This is a genomic window from Amycolatopsis roodepoortensis (genome assembly GCF_014873915.1).
GTDB lineage: Bacteria > Actinomycetota > Actinomycetes > Mycobacteriales > Pseudonocardiaceae > Amycolatopsis > Amycolatopsis roodepoortensis.
Genome location: NZ_JADBEJ010000001.1, coordinates 1,093,043 through 1,110,283, shown reverse-complemented (window position 1 = coordinate 1,110,283; position 17,241 = coordinate 1,093,043). Strand labels below are relative to the sequence as shown.

Below are 17,241 nucleotides of genomic sequence, written 5' to 3'. Positions count from 1 at the left end.
GGCCCGACATGACACCCACTGCCAAACGCGCGCACACCGTCGCCCGTGATCTCCTTTCGCTCACCAGATCGGGTGAAGCCGACCAGCTCGCCACCGCACTGGTCTCCATCGCTTCCTCCACCCGGCGCGCGCCGGCGTTCGGCGACGTCGTCGGACGGCTGGTCGACACGTTCTCCTTGGCGGCCAAGGACCGACGCCGGTCGCTGCGGATCGGTGAACCGTTCACCCTACGCCTGCGCGATCACGCGGGTATGACGGTGCGGCCGGACCGGCTCGACCCGGGCGTGGCCGCGATCGTCCGCGCGATCGCCGCTAGCGTCCGCGACGACCGGGACACCTGCGCCGACCAGATCGGCGAGGCCTGCGAGAACGCCGATCTCGACCAGCGGATCCGGGTTCTCGCGCACTGCCTGGTCTGGACCTCGGATCTCCTCAGCACCGACACCACCGCCTATCCCCCGGTGCTGTCCTGTTTCAAGGTCGCGCCCGCCGGTGTCCACAGTAGACATTGAGCGGTTCGGATGACTTCCGGCCCGTCGTGTGGACATCCCTCGCGGGGAACGGCAAGCTGGACAACCGCGCACGAAGTCCCGGCCCCCGATGACGGGCGCACCTTGGCGGCAGTTCCCCTGAACCAGGAGTGCAGACGTGGACGAGGTAGCGCCATCGACGGTCCCCGCGGATTCCCGTGCCGCGGCAACGGCGGGACGACTGCCCAACCCGGACAGCCGGGTGGTCCGGGCGGCCGTGGCCGGTGATCCGGACGCGATCCGCGAGTTGAGCCGTTTCCTTTGCCCGCACGTGTTCCGCTACTGCGCGAGCAGGCTCGGAAGCGGCGGAACGGGCGCTTGCGACGCACAGGACTGCGCGCAGGAGGTGTTGCAGGCGGTCCTGATCGCCTTGCCCCGCTACCGGTACCGCCCGGACCGGTTCCTCGCGTTCGTCTTCGGGATCGCCGGGCACAAGGTGGCCGATCTGCACCGCCGCCGCTCCCGCGAACCGGTCGCCTCCGTCCCGGAGATCGGGGACGGGCTGCCGTTCTGGGCCCGCCGCGACCCGGACGAGATCGAACGCCTGGAACACCGGCTGCAGGCCGGTGTCCTGCTGGCGAAAGTGCCGATGCCGCACCGGCAGGTGCTCGCGCTCCGGTTCGTGTTCGGGCTTTCGGCCGAGGAGACCGCCGAACGGCTCGGCCTGCCGAGCGCGGGGGCGGTCCGCGCGGCCCAGTTCCGTGCGCTCGCGCGGCTTCGTGTCCTGCTCACCGAGCGGAACGTCCGGAACGCGACCGCTGTCCCGATCATCGGACCAGCCCCCGAACCGGAGCTCGTCCCGGTATAGAACCGTCCACTTCGGACGATCGACTTCTTGTACGTACCTTGTACGGCGATCGACCATCCTGTCCCCCTATTCGGGGAAACCACTGGAGGACAGAGATGAAGATCCGATCGAGGATCGCCAGAGGCATGACGGGCGCGGTGGGCACGATCGCCCTCGCCGGGGCGATCATGCTCGGCGGTGCGGGTGAGGCGCTCGCGGCGACGGGCACGGTGAACACCGACTCCGGGGCGGCGGTGACCGTGCGGTCGAGCCCGAGCACCAGCGCGAGTTCGGTCGGCACCGTCGCGAGCGGCACCGCCGTCACGATCGACTGCCAGACGAACGGCTCGACCGTGACCGGGAAGTACGGCACGACCGACATCTGGGACTACGTGCCGTCGAAGGGCGGCTACATCAGCGACGCCTACGTCTACACCGGTTCGGACGGCCGGGTCGCCCCGGACTGCGCCGGCAGCACCCTCTCCTGTTCCACCGCCGGCACCGGAAACCCGCGGACCTGCGCCGAAGCCATCGCGTGGGCGAAGGCACACGTGCACACCCACAACGACCCCGACTACTACCGCTGGTGCGACCGGATCAACGCCTGGGCCTACGGCTGGAACGCGAGCGGCTCGGAGACGGCCTACGTCCACTGGACCCAGATCCCCGGTTCGTTCAAGCACCCCGGTGACACCCAGGTCCCCGCGGGCGGGCTCGCCTTCTTCAGCAACGGCGGCACCGGGCACGCGATGTTCTCCATCGGCGGTGGCAAGTTCCTGTCGAACGACATCCACGGCCCCGGCAGCTTCACCGAGACCACGATCGCGGAGATCAAGAACGCGTGGGGCTACACCTATCTCGGCTGGTCGCAGCCGTGGTTCAAGATCAACCACTGATCGCGCGAGTGGCCTCGAAACGCTGCCGGACGAAGGGGTCCTCGTCCGGCAGCGTTTCCTCCGCCCGCCAGGAGAAACTCGTGGCGGTCAGCTCGGAGAAGATCCACCGGCGCCGGACGCCGTCGGTGTCGGCTTCGATCTCGAAGCCGTCCTCCGTCGGCTTGCCGAGGAACGGGATCACCCAGCCGTTCCCGGGGCCGAGCCAGGTCGACCGGAACGCGTCGATCTTCTCGTCGTAAAAGCGCAGGCTCATCCCCCACTCCCCGTCCACCCCGTCACCCCGGCTCGCCCTGGCGGGACTGATCCACACGTCGGCCAGCGCGCGGCCGTCGAGCGCCCAGCCGAAATGCCATTCCCCGTCGACGGTCCGGACGGTGCCGTCCTCGGCGTAGTTGTGCACCACGAGGTCCCAGCTGCCGATCAGCGGCTCGAACACGGCCAGCCGTCCGGCGAGTTCGGGACGCGGCCCCGGGGCGGTGAAGACGGCGGCGATCCGTTCCATGACGTCCATCGGGCCAGGATGGCTATTTGACAGTATGCTGTCAAATATGACCGATCTCGTCCGCGACTACCGGCTGCTGATCGCCGACGTCTACGAACTGGCGGGACTGAGCCGCCGGATCAGCGAGCGGGAGGCCGCCGGACAGGGCACGACGGTCGCCCGCTGGCACGTGCTCAGCACGGTGTCCGAAGAACCGCTCGCCGTACCCGCCATCGCGCGACGGCTCGGCCAGGTCCGCCAAGCCGTGCAACGCGTCGCTGACGACCTCACCGCGGCCGGCCAGCTCCGCGCGGAACCGAATCCGGCACATCGCCGGTCGCCCCTGTACGCCATCACGCCGGAGGGCACGCGGCTGCTGGAGCGGCTGTGGGACGCGAGCGGATCCCGGCGGCGCGACCTGCTCGCCGACAGCGGTGTCACCCCCGCTGAGCTGCGGCAAGCCCGCGACACCCTGCGCAGGTTGTCAACCGCGCTCAGCTCGTGAAACCGCCCTTTCGTCGCATCGTGATAAAAAGCGGCCACGTATGCGGGTTAGAGTTGACGAATGGGCACCGAAGCTCTCGCTACTCCCGCACCCCGGGAGCAGCGTGTGCTCATGCAGGCGATGCTCACCCGGCTGCCCGAGTTCAGTGACCGCCTCGCCCAGCTCCTCAGCGACGAGGACGAGTTCTATCACCAGGTCGACAGCACCGCGCCGGACGAGCTGCGCAAGGTCTGCCGGGCCAATCTCGAACGGGCGCTGACCGCGCTCGTCGAGGGGCGCGGGCTTCCGCTCGACGCGGCCCGCAAGACCGGGCTGGCGCAGGCCAGGCAGGGTATCCCGCTGCCGTCCGTGCTCCGCGCGTTCCGGATCGGCGGGATCTTCGTCTACGAGCGCCTGCTGGAACTGGCGGGCCCCGGCTTCATCAACCCCGCCCGCACGGTGGAGATCAACTCCAACGTGTGGAAGACCATCGACCTCTACTCCGACGCGCTGACCACCGCGTACAGCGAGGTCGCCGCCGAACTCTCCCAGGAGAAGCTCGCCCTGCTGGACGGCCTGCTGCACGGCCGCTTCGCCACCCAGACCGATCTCGAGAACGCCGCGAAGGAACTCGACCTCCCGGCGGCGGGCACGTTCGTCGCCGTCGTGACCGAGTCCGTCGACCCGGACGAACGGCCCGGTGTCGAGGCCTTGCTGCGAGCACGGCGCTGGAAGTCGGCCTGGCGGCCCGGCGCCGAGGTCGGCCTGGTCGTGATCGACCGCGTCGAGGACGTCCGGCGGCTGCGCGACGTACTGGGCACCCTGCCGCTGGCGGTGGGGATGAGCAGGCCGTTCAACGGATTCCTCGAGGTGCCGGACGCGGTCCACCGGGCCCGGATCGCCCGCCGCTCGCTGACCACCGGCGCCGCCGGTGTCGCCGTCTTCGGCGACTCCCCGGTCACCACGCTGGTCGCGAGCGCGCCGGAGATGTCGCGGGACGTCCTGCGCTCGGTGCTCACCGGGGTTCTGGTGCTGCCCAAGGCGGAGCGGCAGGTCCTGCTCGACACGCTGGTCGCGTGGTTCGCCGGGCACGGCTCGGCCAAGGAGGCCGCGGACCGGCTGATCGTCCATCCGAACACGGTCCGATACCGGCTGCGCCGCGTGCAGGAACTGACCAGACGCGACCTGTCCGACCCGGTCGACGTCGGCGAGCTCTATGTCGCGCTGGAGGCGGTCCGGCTGGCGGACGCTTAGGCTCTTCTGTCCGGCGCCATGTCGGCGTCGATGATTCTCGCGAGGTCCAGCAGCGTGTGCCCGAGCCCGGGCCGCGCGGTGAGCCGCACCGCGAGGGTGCGGCCGCGCGCGGTCGTGGCGACCGGCAGGGTCACCTCGGGATTCGCCGACCTCGTCCACTGTGGACGTCGGCCTGCCGCGGACAGGACGATGTCGGGATGCGGGGACCGCCGCCCGGGCCGCCACCGTGATCTCCTGGCGTCGAGATCACGGATCACGTTGCCGTGCAACGAAAGCAGCGCCGCGACGTCGGCGACGGCGTCGCGGAGCTCGACGTCGGTGATCGAATCCGAGTAGGCGCCGATGTCCAGCGCGCGGGGATCGTTCGGGTCCTGCGGCACAGAGTTCCTTTCCACGCACCGGAAGTCGTCCGATGGTGGTCCCGCTCACGTTGTTCCCGGGAACAAACATGTTTGGCTGCCTGGGCCGAATGGCGGCGCACGTACCGCCTTCCGGTCGCACGGCGTGCCTGTGACCCTCGGTCACACCTTTGACGCTGACCGGCGGGCGGGCCAGTATCTGGCGACTGATTACCGATGGGTAATGTGTCTCACCAGGAGGACCGTTGCGTCGAGCGTTGAGCCTGATCTTCTTGGCACTAGGGGTGTTCGCCATCGCCGGCGCGGTGCTGCTGCCGACCTACGTCAAACCCGAACTCGCCAAGGTGCCGCTGAACCAGGAATCGACGTCGGTCCTCGAAGGCACCGCGTCCAAGGTGCTCGCGGTGAAGACCGTGGACGGCAAGACCGTCACGGAGATCCGCGACGACGCCAAGCTGAAGGCGACCGCCCGCGTGGTGGCGAACTTCGCGCCACCGGAGATGCGGGAGGGCACGGACGTCGCCGTATGGCTGATGGCCGTCTCAGTCGTCGACACCAGCGACCAGACCGTGGTCAGCGCGAGCAAACGCCAGGTCTGCTTCGACCGCCGCACCGCGGAAGGCTACGTCCCGCCGGGCGGCGACCAGGAGGCGAAGTGCTCGGCCAACAGCAGCTTCGTCACCAAACTCAAGGAGCAGCCCGAAAAAGAGGGCGAGAAGCCCGAGGAGGTCCAGGAGTACAAGCCGCAGCCGGGCCTGAACTTCAAGTTCCCCTTCGGCACCGAACAGAAGGATTACCAGGTCTACGACGACAACACCGGCCGCGCCGTCCAGGCCCGGTTCAAGGGTGTCGAGGAGATCAAGGGCGTCGAGGTCTACAAGTTCGTCCAGGAGATCCCCGCCACGAAGATCTCGACGAAGAAGGTGCCGGGCTCGCTCATCGGCGCCACCGGTGACTCCGTCGAGGCAGGCCAGTTCTACCAGGGCACCATCACGAGCTGGATCGAGCCGGTGACGGGCATCCAGGTCAAGCAGGAGCAGCAGTCGCACCAGGAACTGCGGTCGGCCGCGAATCCCACGCCCACGGTGGTCTTCGACGGCAAGCTCGCCTTCACCGACGCGACCGTCGAAGCGATGGTCAAGCAGGTGGACGAGAACAAGGGCAAGCTGGACTTCATCGGCAGCACCGGGCCGATCGTGCTCGGGGTCGGCGGCGTCGCCTTCCTCGCGCTCGGCGTCTTCCTGCTGGTGAAGCGGCGCCCCGCCCCCTCCCGTCACTGACGCTTGCGCAACACCATCACGAGGTTCCACGACGCGACTTCCCGGACACCGGGGACATACGCGATCCACTGGGCCCAGGAGGGGTGGTAGCGCGGGTAGACCTCCTGCAGATCGGCGTACGGCGCGGCCTTCCCCCACCGGATGGCCGCGCCGGCCGAAAAGGCGAAAAGGCTCTCCCCGAATTTGTTCTTCGGCTCCTTGCCGTTCTTTTCGAGATAACGCCGCCGGGCGTAGTGGCCGCCGAGGAAATGCCACGGCGCCGTCTCGTGGCCGCCCCACGGCGAATACCAGGGTGTGAACGAGGCGAAAATCGTGCCGCCGGGTTTCGTCACCCGGCACATCTCGGCCAGCATGACCTCGGGTTCGGAAACGTGTTCGAGGACGTTCGACGAATAGCAGACGTCCACCGACGCGGTGCGCACCGGCAGCTTCGTCCCGCTCCCGCGGACCATGTTCTCCCCGGCCTCTCCGCGCGCCGTCAGCTCTCCGACGTCGGGATCTATGCCCAGATACGTGGCGCCGGCGGCGCGGAACGCGTCGGAGAAATAGCCCGGACCGCCACCGACGTCGACGATGGTCCGTCCGTTCAACGGAGTGTGCTGCGCCAATTGGCGGACCGAGTCGTCCGCGAGCACCGAGTAGAAACCGTCCGGATCCGTCTGTTCGGTGAGAAAAGCCCGGAACAACGTCACCGATCTGCGCAAAGTGGCGCGATGAGGCATCGTTGCTGGAGTCACCGACCGATTACCGACCATCGAACCATCGCTTTCCGAGAATGATTCATCTACCGTGTACGCACCGGTAACCTAGCATTGTCGCTAACAGGTTGGGAGAACCACGATGGAAAGGCCACGTGTGCTGCTCGTCAACTGGCGCGACACCGGGCATCCGGAGGGCGGCGGCTCCGAGCGGTACGTCGAGCGGATGGCCGAAGGGCTCGCCAAGGCCGGATACCGGGTCGAGATCCAGTGCGCGGCGTACCCGGGCGCGAACGCGGGAGAATGGCGTGACGGCGTCCGTTATCGCCGCCGTGGCAACAAGTTCGGCGTCTACCTCCACGCACTCCGGGCGATCCGGAAGGCGCACGCCGACCTCGTCGTCGACGTCCAGAACGGGATGCCGTTCTTCGCCAGGCTCGTCGCGGGCTGCCCGGTTCTGGTGCTGGTGCACCACGTCCACAAGGAACAGTGGATCAGCGCGCTCGGTGAGACACTGGGCCGTATCGGCTGGTGGATCGAGTCGAGGCTGGCGCCGTGGCTGTTCCGGCACTGCCGCTACGCCACGGTTTCCGAGATCACCAAGGGCGAACTGGCGGGGCTCGGCGTCGAGGGCTCGCGGATCACCGTGGTACCCAACGGCTTGGACGCTCCCCCGCGCGGCAAGGCCGTCCGCGAAACCGAGCCGACGCTGGTCGCGGTCAGCAGGCTGGTGCCGCACAAGCGGATCGAGCACGCCATCGACGTCGTCGCGGAGCTGAGCCGGCGCTGGCCAACGCTGAAGCTGGAGATCGTGGGACAGGGACCGTGGGAGGAGGTCCTGCGCAAGCACGCCCGCGACCGTGGTGTCGAAGACCGCGTTCGGCTGCACGGCTGGGTGGACGAACGCGAGAAGCACGAGATCTTGGAACGGTCCTGGCTGCACCTGTGCCCGTCGGTCAAGGAAGGCTGGGGAATCGTCATCATGGAGGCCGCCGCACACGGCGTGCCCTCGGTGGCCTACCGGGCGGCGGGCGGGGTGGCGGAGTCCATTGTGGAGGGCAAGACCGGGCTGCTGGCCGACGACTTCGCCGATTTCACCGCGCAGGTCGAGGGGCTGCTCGCCGACCGCGCACGGCGGGACGAGATGGGCAAGGCGGGCATCACCTGGGCGGGCCTGTTCGACTGGGAACACAGCGTGGACCGCTTCGAATCACTCGTGCGCGACGTGGCCGGGGTGGCCATCCCCCATCCCAGGGTGCTGACGCCGCAGCGCTTCCACGAGCCCGTCGGCCAGGTCGGCCGTGGCGGCGTCGTCGAAGTCCTTGCGGCGTGCGCGCACGGTGACGGTGCTCGTCTCGCCGACGGTCACCGCGCCGAACGCCACGCCTGAGCGGCCGCTGGCGGCGGGATAGAACGCGATCGAGGTGACCGCGTCCGCCGCCGAAACGACGCCGAGATTGGAAACCAGGTAGGTCGAACCGAGCCTGCTCGCCAGCAGCCGGGTGCCCAGCCGGGCGATCCTGCTGCTGCGGGCGGGGAAATCGGGTTCCGGCGGCTGGGCGGCCAGCAACGCGCCCACTTCGGCGACGGTGGGCTTCCCACCGAGCCGCAACCGGAAGAACGCGCTGTCGTGCAAGGGTTCCGGCGAGGCTCCACTTCGCCATGAGGCACCGACCGCCGCGACCACCCTGACGGCTTCCTCGCCGTGCCGGGCGTTCCACGTCTCGGTCAGGTTGGCGGCCGCCGCCGCGAAGGCCGCGGAACCGAACCGCGAGCGAGGGAGAATCCTCGCGCTGAACACGTCTCCTGGGCCACTTTCGGCACGTTCCGGGGTGATTCTCGCCGGAGGCGCGAAAAGCGCCTCAGCGAGGCGCTGGAAGGCGGACACGAGAAACGATCGATCGGTCGTGCGGGCGCCGATTCCCTTGGCGGCGGACGAGATCGGGATGTCGAGGGCCAGCCCGAGGACCGCGAGCAGGCCGAGGCCGTCGAGGGCGCCATGATGCGCGGCGATCAGCACGACGGGCTCGTCGACGCCGACCGCGACCCGGAGCAACGGCGCGCCGCGCTCGTAGGAGGTCTCGGCGAAACGGTCGCGGATCGCCGGAAGTTCTTTACCGGACACGGCCACGACGTCGGGAGCGGCGCCGAGCCACGGCCGTTCCTCGACCGCGACCGCCAGCCGCATCCGCGCCTTTTCCGGCGTCAGCGACGAAGACAGTCTCGCTTCCAGGAGGATGCTCCAGGAAACGGTGGGGTCGCCGTAGAGCCCGACGACCCGGCCGGCGTGGTCGGAAGCGAGCTCGGACACCGGCTCAGCGGTTGCCGTAAATGACGTGCTCGGGGCTCGAGTTCGGGTTGAACTGCTCCTTGATCTTCGCCTGCACCTGGGGTGCGGCGTCCGGATCCGCGGTGGTCGTCAGCGCGTAGCTCCCGCCCGCGGCCGTCGCGAGCCCGATGATGACGGCGGCTGCCGCGCCGATGAGGGTGCCCAAGACCTACTCCTTCCGAGACAGGGAATTCCTGCGTCGGCTCAATGTACGCACCGGTAACTTGAGGCACAACAGGGCGACCGCGATCGAAATCAGCGCTACTCCGTTTGCCAGCGCCACGAGGATCGGTGATCGCGTCCCGGTCACCGCGGGCTCACCGGGAGTGCGGTAAAGCGTGAGCCAGTCACCGGACCACACCGGTTGCGCGCCGGTCAGCAACCGCGGGTCGATCCGCCCCGGCGTCCCGTGTTCGACCAGGATCCAGCCGATTCCCGCCGCCGACAGGTCTTCCGGCGACTTCGCGGCGCGGACACGGTCCATTCTGGAATCCTCGCCGGAGATCTCCTCGCCTCCGACGCGCAATGTGTCGTCGGCGAGGACGGTCTCCGGTAGCGCTCGCGGCGCCGGGTCCAGCTGTGTCCGGTGGTCGTTCCAGGCGAAACTCCGGAACGTGGACAGCGGCAGCGCGACGACGTCGCCGGGCCGGTCGTCTTCCGCCAGTACGCGGTGCACTTCGCTCCAGTCCGCCGGGTAGCGAACGGCTTCGAGCCTTCCCCAGCCACCCCAGGCGAGATCGGGCATGGTGAGCAAGGGAAAGAGCGCGGCGGCCGCGACGAGCGCCCTGCGTGCCGCCCCGGTCCGCAGGCGCGCGGCGGCGGCTTCGACCGCCAGCGCGAACCCGAGCGCGACCGGAAGCGCCCACCAGGCCACCCATTTCTGCGCGTCCCGCAGCAGTCCCGCGCCGGGAACGTGCCCCATCGCCCAGGACAGCACGGGTTCGCCGAACGGCAGTGTCGCCAGCGCGGCGAGCACGACACCGAGAACTCCCAGCAGCAGCAACGCTCTCACCGGCGGTGTCCCCCACCTTCGCGCGAGGGAGCGGAGCCCGGCCAGCGCCACGGCGACCGCGACGATGATCAGCACCGGCGCCATCGGGGTGCCCCGGCTGCCGGGAACGACGTCACCGTTCCAGATCCCGCCGAGGCCGAGCACGCTCAGGATCGCCGGACCCCAGCTTTCCGCGCGGGCGCTGAAGGCGGCCACGCCGGCGGGGTCGGACAACGTGCCACCGTCGTGCAGGAACGTCGGGACGAGCCATGGCAGGTTGAGCACGACGGCGAGACCGAGGGTGTGGCCGAATTTCCGCGGTCCGGCCAGCGCGATCGCGGCGAGCGCGGCCAGCGCACCACCGGGCGGCGTGAGCACCGCGGGGGCGCAGGCGAGCACCAGTCCCGCGAGCGCCCTCGGTTCGTTCCGGCGCAGGGAAAGGGCGGCGCGCACGATCCACGGGAGGCAGGCGTAGGTGAGCAGGAGCGGCCAATGCCCGATGAACAACCGCTCCGCGAAATAGGCCGTCCACGCGTATCCGGTGGCCGCGACGATCCGCGTACCGAGTTGCTCCGTCGGAACCAGCCGTCCTGCGCCGTATGCCGCAAGGAACAGCGAGAGCAGCAAGACGATTTTCTGGACGATGTCACCGGGAACCACCGCTGTCGCGAGCGCGATCACGGCGTCGGCGGGTACCGATCGCGGCAGGGCGGAACCGAGCCCGAGCGCGTCCGGGATCAGCGACTGACGCTGGGCGAACACCATGTCGTAACTCAGGACGAAGCCGCGTCCGAGCACGGGCAGGAAGACCAGCGTCGCCAGCGCGGCCGACACCGCGGCCAGTACGAGACGTTCACGCCGTGCGTCCAACTGCTCTTCCCTTTCCGCCGCGATCACGGTTATGGTCGCGGAGATTACTCGCCGGTAATGGGAGCTCTGTTGAGCGTAGACGTCGAGGTCGAAACGACCAGGACCGACAAGCGTGTCGCGGCGATCCTCGTTTCCCTCGTGCTGGCGGCCAACAACGCCGGCGCCTACGTGCTGAGCATCGTCGCCGCCCGGCTGCTCGCGCCGAGCGCGTTCGGTGAGCTGAGCTCGCTGCTGGCGGTGCTGGTGATCGGCGTCGTCCCCGCGATGGGCCTGCAAACCGTGGTCGCGCTGCGGGTGGCCCGCAAACCGCAGGACAGCGGGACCCTCCTCGCGCTCGGCCTCACCACGAGCGCCATCGTCGCGACCATCGGGCTGCTCCTGGCGCCGGTGCTGGTCTTCGTGCTGCACCTGGATTCCGTGGTGCCCGCGCTCCTGCTCGCCGTCACGCTCGGCCCGCTGACGCTGCTCGGCCTCTTCCACGGCCTGCTCCAGGGCAGCGGCCGCTTCTCCCGGCTGGCCGGGCTCATGGCGCTCGAAGGCGTGGGCAAGGTCGGTGGCTCGCTGATCGGCCTGCTGATCGGTGGCGACGCCACCGGCGCGCTGGCCGGGACCGCGATCGGCTCGTACCTGGTGATCTTCTGCGGCTGGCTCCTCTGTGGACGGCAGCGCCCGCGGAAGGCGGGCTGGCACGCGGGCGAAGTCCTGCACGCGGCGCAGGCGATGCTGGCGCTGGTCCTGCTGGTGAACCTGGACCTGGTGCTGGCGCGCCACACCCTCCCCGCGACCGAAGCCGGCGAATACGCGCTCGGCGCGATCGTCACGAAGATCGCCTACTGGCTCCCCCAAGCCGTCGGCGTACTGGTGCTCCCCCGCTTCGCGAACGGCGACGACCGGCGCCGCATCCTGCCCGTCGCCTTGGCCGTCTGCGCCGCACTGGACGCCTTCGTCCTTTTCGTGTCCCTCGTTTTCGGGTCGCGCTTGCTTTCGTTCATCGGTGGCTCCGGTTACGCCGCCAGCACCATGCCGGTCTGGCCGTTCGCCCTCGCCGGGTCGATGCTCGCGCTGGTGCAGATCCTGCTGTTCTCGCGCCTCGCCGCCGGTGACCGGCGGGTGACCTTGCTGATGTGGACGACCGTGGTGGTGGAGACGGTGTTGGTGACGGCATGGCTGCACTCGTCGGCTGTTCAGGTGGTGACCGTCGCCGCTTGCTGTGCCGGGGGTTTGGCTCTGTCCGGTGCTGTGTTGGAATGGCGGTCGCGGCGGGGGTGACCGGCACTCATCCGAGGCGCACGTCAGGCCGCGGACGCTGCTGCGCACTCCCAAACGCCGCCTTGAGTTCTTCCAGGACCGCGTCCGGCTCGGTACGCAGCCGGGACGGCAAGGTTTGGAGAACGACGATCCCGGCAGCGGCATAACGCGCGTTTCGCGCGAGCGTGGCGCGAAAGCGGTCGCCGTCGGCGTGATAGCGAAGGGAATCGATTTCCCAGGCGAACCCGATCTCGTCGCACCAACCGTCCGGCTTCGCGACGAACCGGCCCGCCGCGTCGAAGACCTTCACATTCCATCGGAACTCCGGCAGGCCCGAACGTCTCCACAGATGCCACGCGTCGGCCTCGGCGACCGAATGCGCACCGCCCAGGATCGGCACCAGTGCCCGTAGCAGTCTTCCGTCGAACCGGGACCGCTCGTCGATTTCGACGGCGAGTGCCCGCGACAGACAATGCCGTTCTTGCACCGCTTCGGCCATCATCGCCACGATCGAGTCCGAATCGGGTGTTCGGCGTGCCGCGTCGATCACCGCTCGCGGTACGGGAGCGGTGGGCACACCGGCTCTGTTCAGTGGCGTGGGCAGGCGCCGCGTCCGTTCGACATGGACGAACCCGGTGCTCGAGATCGCTCGTTCGGCGGGTACCAGCACGTGCACCTCCTTGGTGTCTGGCAGTCTTCGCATGCCGTAGCGCCTGAGCGCGGGCACTCCGGTGAGCACCGCGCCTTCACGAGCGAAAACCAGGCTTGCCTCGATCCGCTGTTCGTCGGTCGGCTCGCCGTTTCCGAGCAGCACGACTCCGGGCAGCAGCATCCGCCAAACACCACCGGGCTCACATCGGCGCCAGACGGTCCTCCTGGGCACACCGAGCGCTTCGAGCCGCTTGACCGCGGCCACGGCCGGGCCGCTCATCATCAGTGGGTGCTTTGCCCACTCCCCTTTTCGCACTTGATCAGCTTGAGCCAGGCCACCGACAGAAACCGCGGGCTCACGTCGTGACCGGTCCGCTGAAGCGGGGGTGTGTGGAAATAGGGACGTTCAATGTCCCTATTTCCACACACCTCTCACGCTCTGTCACCCTCTGACTCGCGACCGGCGAACCAAGGCACACAAGTCGCCACCATCGCGGCCGCCGCCAGCAGCAGCGAAGCCTGCGTCACCGGACCGTAAGCCCATTCCTGCCCGTGCCCCAGCAGCCGCCCCACCACCGCGACGAGCGTTCCCACGACCATGCCGCCGAAAGCGAGGTACCGCGGCGCGCGTTCGCTGAACTGGCGGGCCAGCAGGACGGCGATCAGCAGCACGATCGGCAGCATTCCGCCCAGGACGGCCAGGAGTCCGATGAGCACCACCGGCACCACCCGCCCGGAGCCCGCCTCCACCGAAACACGTCGCCGTCGGACCGGCCACAGGGCGCCGATCAGCACCAGCAGGATCGCGACCGCTCCGATCAGCAGACCCGACCGGTACTTCCAGTTCGGGGTGAACTCCAACTGCACGACACCGCCGGATCCGGCCGGCAGGACCCACGCCTGCTGCCAGCCGTCGACGCGCGTCTTCACCAGCGGAGTCCCGTTCAGCGAAGCGGTCCAGCCCGCGTTCGCGTTCTCCGGAACGGCCAGAATGGACTCGTCACCGCCCGCCACGGTGACCGAGCGGGACGTCGCGTCCCAGGAGTCCACGGTGACGGCACGGTGTCCGGCGACCCCGGAAGCCTGCCCGACAGGTTTCAGCCACAGGTCTTGGACCACAAAGGACTCGGACCGGTCGGTCCGCAGTTCGTGTCCGCCCGCCGCCAGGTCGACGCCGCCCGCCGAATCGGGGCACGCGGAGAGCGTCAGCGGCCGGTGCGCGACGAAGTCGGCGAGGGTGCCGCGCACGGAAGTGTCGTAGTCGAAGCCGTCCAGGCGGACGTTCGGACCCGATCCGCAGGGCAGCGTGAATTCCGCGGCCGGGGCGGGAAGTTCGGCCCCGGTCAGGGACAGGCTCCCGATGCCCAGCGAATGCCGCGTCCGCTGGTCGTCGTCGAGACCGGCGAACGCGATCTTCAGCTGTGAAGTCTCCAAGGGCGGGAACGTCGCCGCGCCGGAGGAGTCGAGTTCGACGGAGCGGCTAGACGTCGGGGTGGTCAGTTCCAGCCGCGCGGGCGCGCCCGTGTCGGCGGCGACGCGGATCCCCGAGATCGTCTGGGGTTTCGCCCAGTCCAGGGTCAGCGTCGGTCGCAGATCGGTGACGTCGGGCAGCCACGTGGTCGCTGGATTCCCGTCCACCGCGGCGAATCCGCTCGCCGAGGGATCCCCGCCCAGTTGCGAAGTCGCCGAAACCTGCACGCCGGGCAAGGTCACCGGGAACCGGCCGCCGCCGGCGGGCAGCACGGTGCCACCGAACTCGTAGGCACTCTTGGACGTCGTCGAGAATAGCCTCCGGATCCCGTCCGGCTCTTCGCCGTCGCGGCCAACGTTGGCATCGCAGCGGACGCGCCCTCCATCGGGCACGCACGCATAACGCGGTTGCGGGCCCCGCGTGAACGCGAAGCCCGGCGCCGCACCAGGGCCGAGGTCGGCGGGGACTTCGAGCGCGCGTTGCGGGTCGACATCGGGGATCTTCAGCTCCGAGATCCCGACGTTCCCGTCCTGCCTGCCGACCACCAGCGACAGCAACGTGATCCGCACCTTGCGCGTCACCCCCGCGGGCGCCGGGTAGGTGTGCGCCCCCGCGCCCCGGACGACCTGGTGATCGACGGAACCGTTGTCCGTGGTGATCCGGATCCGGGTCGCCGGCCAGCCGACCCGGATGTCGTCGACCATCGCGAGATCGACCGAGTTCACCAGCCTCGGCGTATCCAGTTCGACTTCGAGCCATTCGCCGATCGGACCGGTGAAACTCGACGAATGCCAGGCAGTGCGCGGATCGCCGTCCAGTGCGGCGAACGGCTGGTGGCTCGGGTCCGAACCGCCGAACGCGTCGGCGAACGAAGCCGCCGTCGACGCGTCGACCGAACGGATTCCCCGGTAGGCGGCCACGGTCTGGTGCTGCTCGCCGGGAAACGGCAACACGTCAAGCGCGGCTCGTTGCTGCCGCGCGGACTCCCCGGCGGTCAGCGTCTGGCTCAGGTTGTCCCGCACGCCGCCGACGTTGCGCTCGGCACGGCGTAGCCCGTCGGTGACCAGCCTCGGCCCGGACGGCGAACCGCCGTCCCCGGTCAGTACCGTCGGCGTGCCGGGGTCGAGCTGCCCGGAGTTCATCAGCGGCAGCAGGTTCTCCGGACCGCCGCTGACCGTCGGGACGTCCTTCGCGGACGTCGCGGTGACGAGCGGCACCGGCCGTTTCACCTCGAAGACCTCCAGCGGCCCGAACTGGGCCGATTTCTCGATCCCCGGAGACCCGGCCAGCCCGGCGCGCAGCGTCGTGAAATCGGGCGCGCCGACCTTGGCGCGGTCGATGTCGCCGCGCAGCACCAGGAACCGGTAACCCGATCGCGCGAGCAGCGCCGCGAGCCCGGGATCCCCTCGGCCGTCGGCCAACGCCGCGTCGATGGAGTCCATCAGGCGGGTGTTGCCCTCCGAACCCAACGGGACCTGGTTGCGCACCGCCCACGGACTGTCCGCGATGGCCTGCGCCGGTTCGTCCACCGTGCGGCCCCAGTCGTACTCGCCGAACCCCGTCGCCGGCAGCAACAGCGTGCGCGCCGTCGCGTCGACCTTGGCGACGTGACCCATCGCGTCGTACCAATATCCCGGCACTTCGTCCCAGCCCGGTCCGGGCCGCAACGTCAGCAGCCACACCGGCGCGGCCATCGCCACCACCAGCACGGCGCCCAGCGCGGGACGCAGATTTCGCCGCAGCGCGGGCGCGGCGCTCGTGATGCCGTGCACGAACGCCAGCATCAACGGCAGTCGCAGCACCGGTTCGAATTTGTGGACGTTCCTCAGCGGCGCGAGCGGTCCGTCGAGCAGATGCCGCACCGATTCCGCCAGCGGGCTGTCGAGCGTGCCGACATAGCCGACGGTCAGCAGCGTCAGCCCGGTCAGGACGCCGAGCACCAGGAAACGCCGTTCCGGCAGGCCACGCCGCGCGAGGCCGAGCAGCCCCACCGCGGCCACCAGCCCGGTGGCCGCCATCAGCACGGGATGGTCGATCAGCGCCCAGCCCGACGGCCACCAAGGCGTGCCCTGCACGACGTAGGCGACCCACTGGTTCGTGCCGCGCAGCACCTCGAACAACGACATCGGCGCCGTGGTGTTGGTCGCGGATTCGATGTAGTCGAGGAACGGCAGGCTGTACTGGCCGAGCAGCACCAGCGGCAGGAACCACCACAGCACCACGCCGACGACGAAGACGAACCACCAGATGACCAGCGCGACGTGCGTGCTCCGCCATTTCCGGGTCAGCAGCCACAATCCCGGGAGCACCAGCGCCATCACGACCATCGCGCCGTTGATCCCGCCCATGCACAGCACGGCGAGCGCGGACAACCCGGCGGCGCGGCGCGGCGAGCCGATGCGATCGGCGAGGATCAGCGGCAGTAGCACCCACGGCAACAGGACGGCGGGCAGCATTTCCGAGGACAGCGAACCGATTTCGGTGACCATCCTCGGCGCCAGGGCGTAACCGACTGCTCCGATCAGCCGAGTACGTTCGTTCCCTATTTTCAGCGCGCGGGCCACCAGGAGGGCGCCACCGAAGGCGACCGAGAGCAGGATCGCGCACCACAACCGCTGCGCGATCCACACCGGGATCCCGGCCGCCTGGCACAGCGCGAAGAACGGTCCCATCGGGAACAGGTAGCCGTACGCCTGGTTCTGCAGCTCCCCCGCCGTCGCCTGGGGATTCCACAGGTGCAGCGCCCGGCCGAGGAAGGCGAGCGGATCCACGGCCAGATCGAGCTTCGTGTCGAACGTCGTCCTGCCGGGACGCTGCACAAAGGACAGCACGGTGAGCGCCAGCACGATCCACGTGCTCGGCCGTTTCGCAAGCGCCCCGGGGGTTACCATCCGGTAGATACTAGGCGGAAA

The 17,241-nt window shown here is 69.3% G+C and carries 15 protein-coding genes; 8 read left to right on the top strand and 7 right to left on the bottom strand.

The window, feature by feature from the left end; genetic code table 11:
• Positions 1–8 precede the first annotated feature (8 nt).
• From H4W30_RS05260 to H4W30_RS05250, 3 genes are all read left to right on the top strand, one after another.
• Positions 9–512: a hypothetical protein gene (locus H4W30_RS05260; protein WP_126736798.1), complete on the top strand. Its 504-nt coding sequence runs from the start codon at positions 9–11 to the stop codon at positions 510–512.
• 136 nt (positions 513–648) lie between these two features.
• Positions 649–1,338: a sigma-70 family RNA polymerase sigma factor gene (locus H4W30_RS05255; protein WP_192741738.1), complete on the top strand. Its 690-nt coding sequence runs from the start codon at positions 649–651 to the stop codon at positions 1,336–1,338.
• Between the two features lie 95 nt (positions 1,339–1,433).
• Positions 1,434–2,213, top strand: coding sequence for an SH3 domain-containing protein (locus tag H4W30_RS05250; protein WP_192741737.1), 780 nt, complete (start codon positions 1,434–1,436; stop codon positions 2,211–2,213).
• On the opposite strand, the gene H4W30_RS05245 is transcribed toward H4W30_RS05250, so the two are convergent.
• Positions 2,203–2,724, bottom strand: coding sequence for a hypothetical protein (locus tag H4W30_RS05245; RefSeq protein ID WP_192741736.1), 522 nt, complete (start codon positions 2,722–2,724; stop codon positions 2,203–2,205). The genes H4W30_RS05250 and H4W30_RS05245 overlap by 11 nt on opposite strands.
• Before the next feature lie 37 nt (positions 2,725–2,761).
• Between H4W30_RS05245 and H4W30_RS05240 the strand changes: the two genes are divergently transcribed.
• Both H4W30_RS05240 and H4W30_RS05235 read left to right on the top strand, forming a co-directional pair.
• Positions 2,762–3,199: a MarR family winged helix-turn-helix transcriptional regulator gene (locus tag H4W30_RS05240; RefSeq protein ID WP_192741735.1), complete on the top strand. Its 438-nt coding sequence runs from the start codon at positions 2,762–2,764 to the stop codon at positions 3,197–3,199.
• A 60-nt stretch (positions 3,200–3,259) separates the two neighbouring features.
• The gene (locus H4W30_RS05235) at positions 3,260–4,432 is read left to right on the top strand and encodes a PucR family transcriptional regulator (RefSeq protein ID WP_192741734.1); all 1,173 of its coding nucleotides are present in this window, start codon (positions 3,260–3,262) and stop codon (positions 4,430–4,432) included.
• Here the strand turns inward: H4W30_RS05235 and H4W30_RS05230 are convergent.
• Positions 4,429–4,812: a hypothetical protein gene (locus H4W30_RS05230; protein WP_192741733.1), complete on the bottom strand. Its 384-nt coding sequence runs from the start codon at positions 4,810–4,812 to the stop codon at positions 4,429–4,431. The genes H4W30_RS05235 and H4W30_RS05230 overlap by 4 nt on opposite strands.
• A gap of 224 nt (positions 4,813–5,036) precedes the next feature.
• Here H4W30_RS05230 and H4W30_RS05225 point away from each other — a divergent pair, with 224 nt between their 5' ends.
• A complete protein-coding gene (locus H4W30_RS05225; protein WP_192741732.1) occupies positions 5,037–6,071 on the top strand; it encodes a DUF3068 domain-containing protein in 1,035 nt (344 codons plus the stop codon).
• Here H4W30_RS05225 and H4W30_RS05220 read toward each other — a convergent pair.
• Positions 6,065–6,763 carry a class I SAM-dependent methyltransferase gene (locus tag H4W30_RS05220; protein WP_192741731.1) on the bottom strand — a complete coding sequence of 233 codons (699 nt, stop codon included), beginning with the start codon at positions 6,761–6,763 and terminating at the stop codon, positions 6,065–6,067. The two genes, H4W30_RS05225 and H4W30_RS05220, sit on opposite strands and share 7 nt — an antisense overlap.
• 163 nt (positions 6,764–6,926) lie before the next feature.
• Between H4W30_RS05220 and H4W30_RS05215 the strand changes: the two genes are divergently transcribed.
• Entirely contained in the window at positions 6,927–8,159 is a 1,233-nt protein-coding gene (locus H4W30_RS05215; RefSeq protein ID WP_192742438.1) for a glycosyltransferase family 4 protein, read from the top strand.
• A gap of 925 nt (positions 8,160–9,084) precedes the next feature.
• Here H4W30_RS05215 and H4W30_RS05205 read toward each other — a convergent pair.
• Together H4W30_RS05205 and H4W30_RS05200 are read right to left on the bottom strand one after the other, a co-directional pair.
• Positions 9,085–9,264 carry a DUF2613 domain-containing protein gene (locus H4W30_RS05205; protein WP_126736791.1) on the bottom strand — a complete coding sequence of 60 codons (180 nt, stop codon included), beginning with the start codon at positions 9,262–9,264 and terminating at the stop codon, positions 9,085–9,087.
• Between the two features lie 3 nt (positions 9,265–9,267).
• Complete coding sequence (locus H4W30_RS05200; protein WP_192741730.1) at positions 9,268–10,959, bottom strand: hypothetical protein; 1,692 nt, start codon at positions 10,957–10,959, stop codon at positions 9,268–9,270.
• Positions 10,960–11,028: 69 nt separating this feature from the next.
• Between H4W30_RS05200 and H4W30_RS05195 the strand changes: the two genes are divergently transcribed.
• Complete coding sequence (locus tag H4W30_RS05195) at positions 11,029–12,228, top strand: lipopolysaccharide biosynthesis protein (protein WP_192741729.1); 1,200 nt, start codon at positions 11,029–11,031, stop codon at positions 12,226–12,228.
• 7 nt (positions 12,229–12,235) lie between these two features.
• Here H4W30_RS05195 and H4W30_RS05190 read toward each other — a convergent pair whose 3' ends face one another.
• Both H4W30_RS05190 and H4W30_RS05185 read right to left on the bottom strand, forming a co-directional pair.
• The gene (locus tag H4W30_RS05190) at positions 12,236–13,141 is read right to left on the bottom strand and encodes a hypothetical protein (protein ID WP_192741728.1); all 906 of its coding nucleotides are present in this window, start codon (positions 13,139–13,141) and stop codon (positions 12,236–12,238) included.
• Positions 13,142–13,290: 149 nt separating this feature from the next.
• Positions 13,291–17,220 carry an alpha-(1->3)-arabinofuranosyltransferase gene (locus tag H4W30_RS05185; protein WP_192741727.1) on the bottom strand — a complete coding sequence of 1,310 codons (3,930 nt, stop codon included), beginning with the start codon at positions 17,218–17,220 and terminating at the stop codon, positions 13,291–13,293.
• Positions 17,221–17,241: the final 21 nt, after the last annotated feature.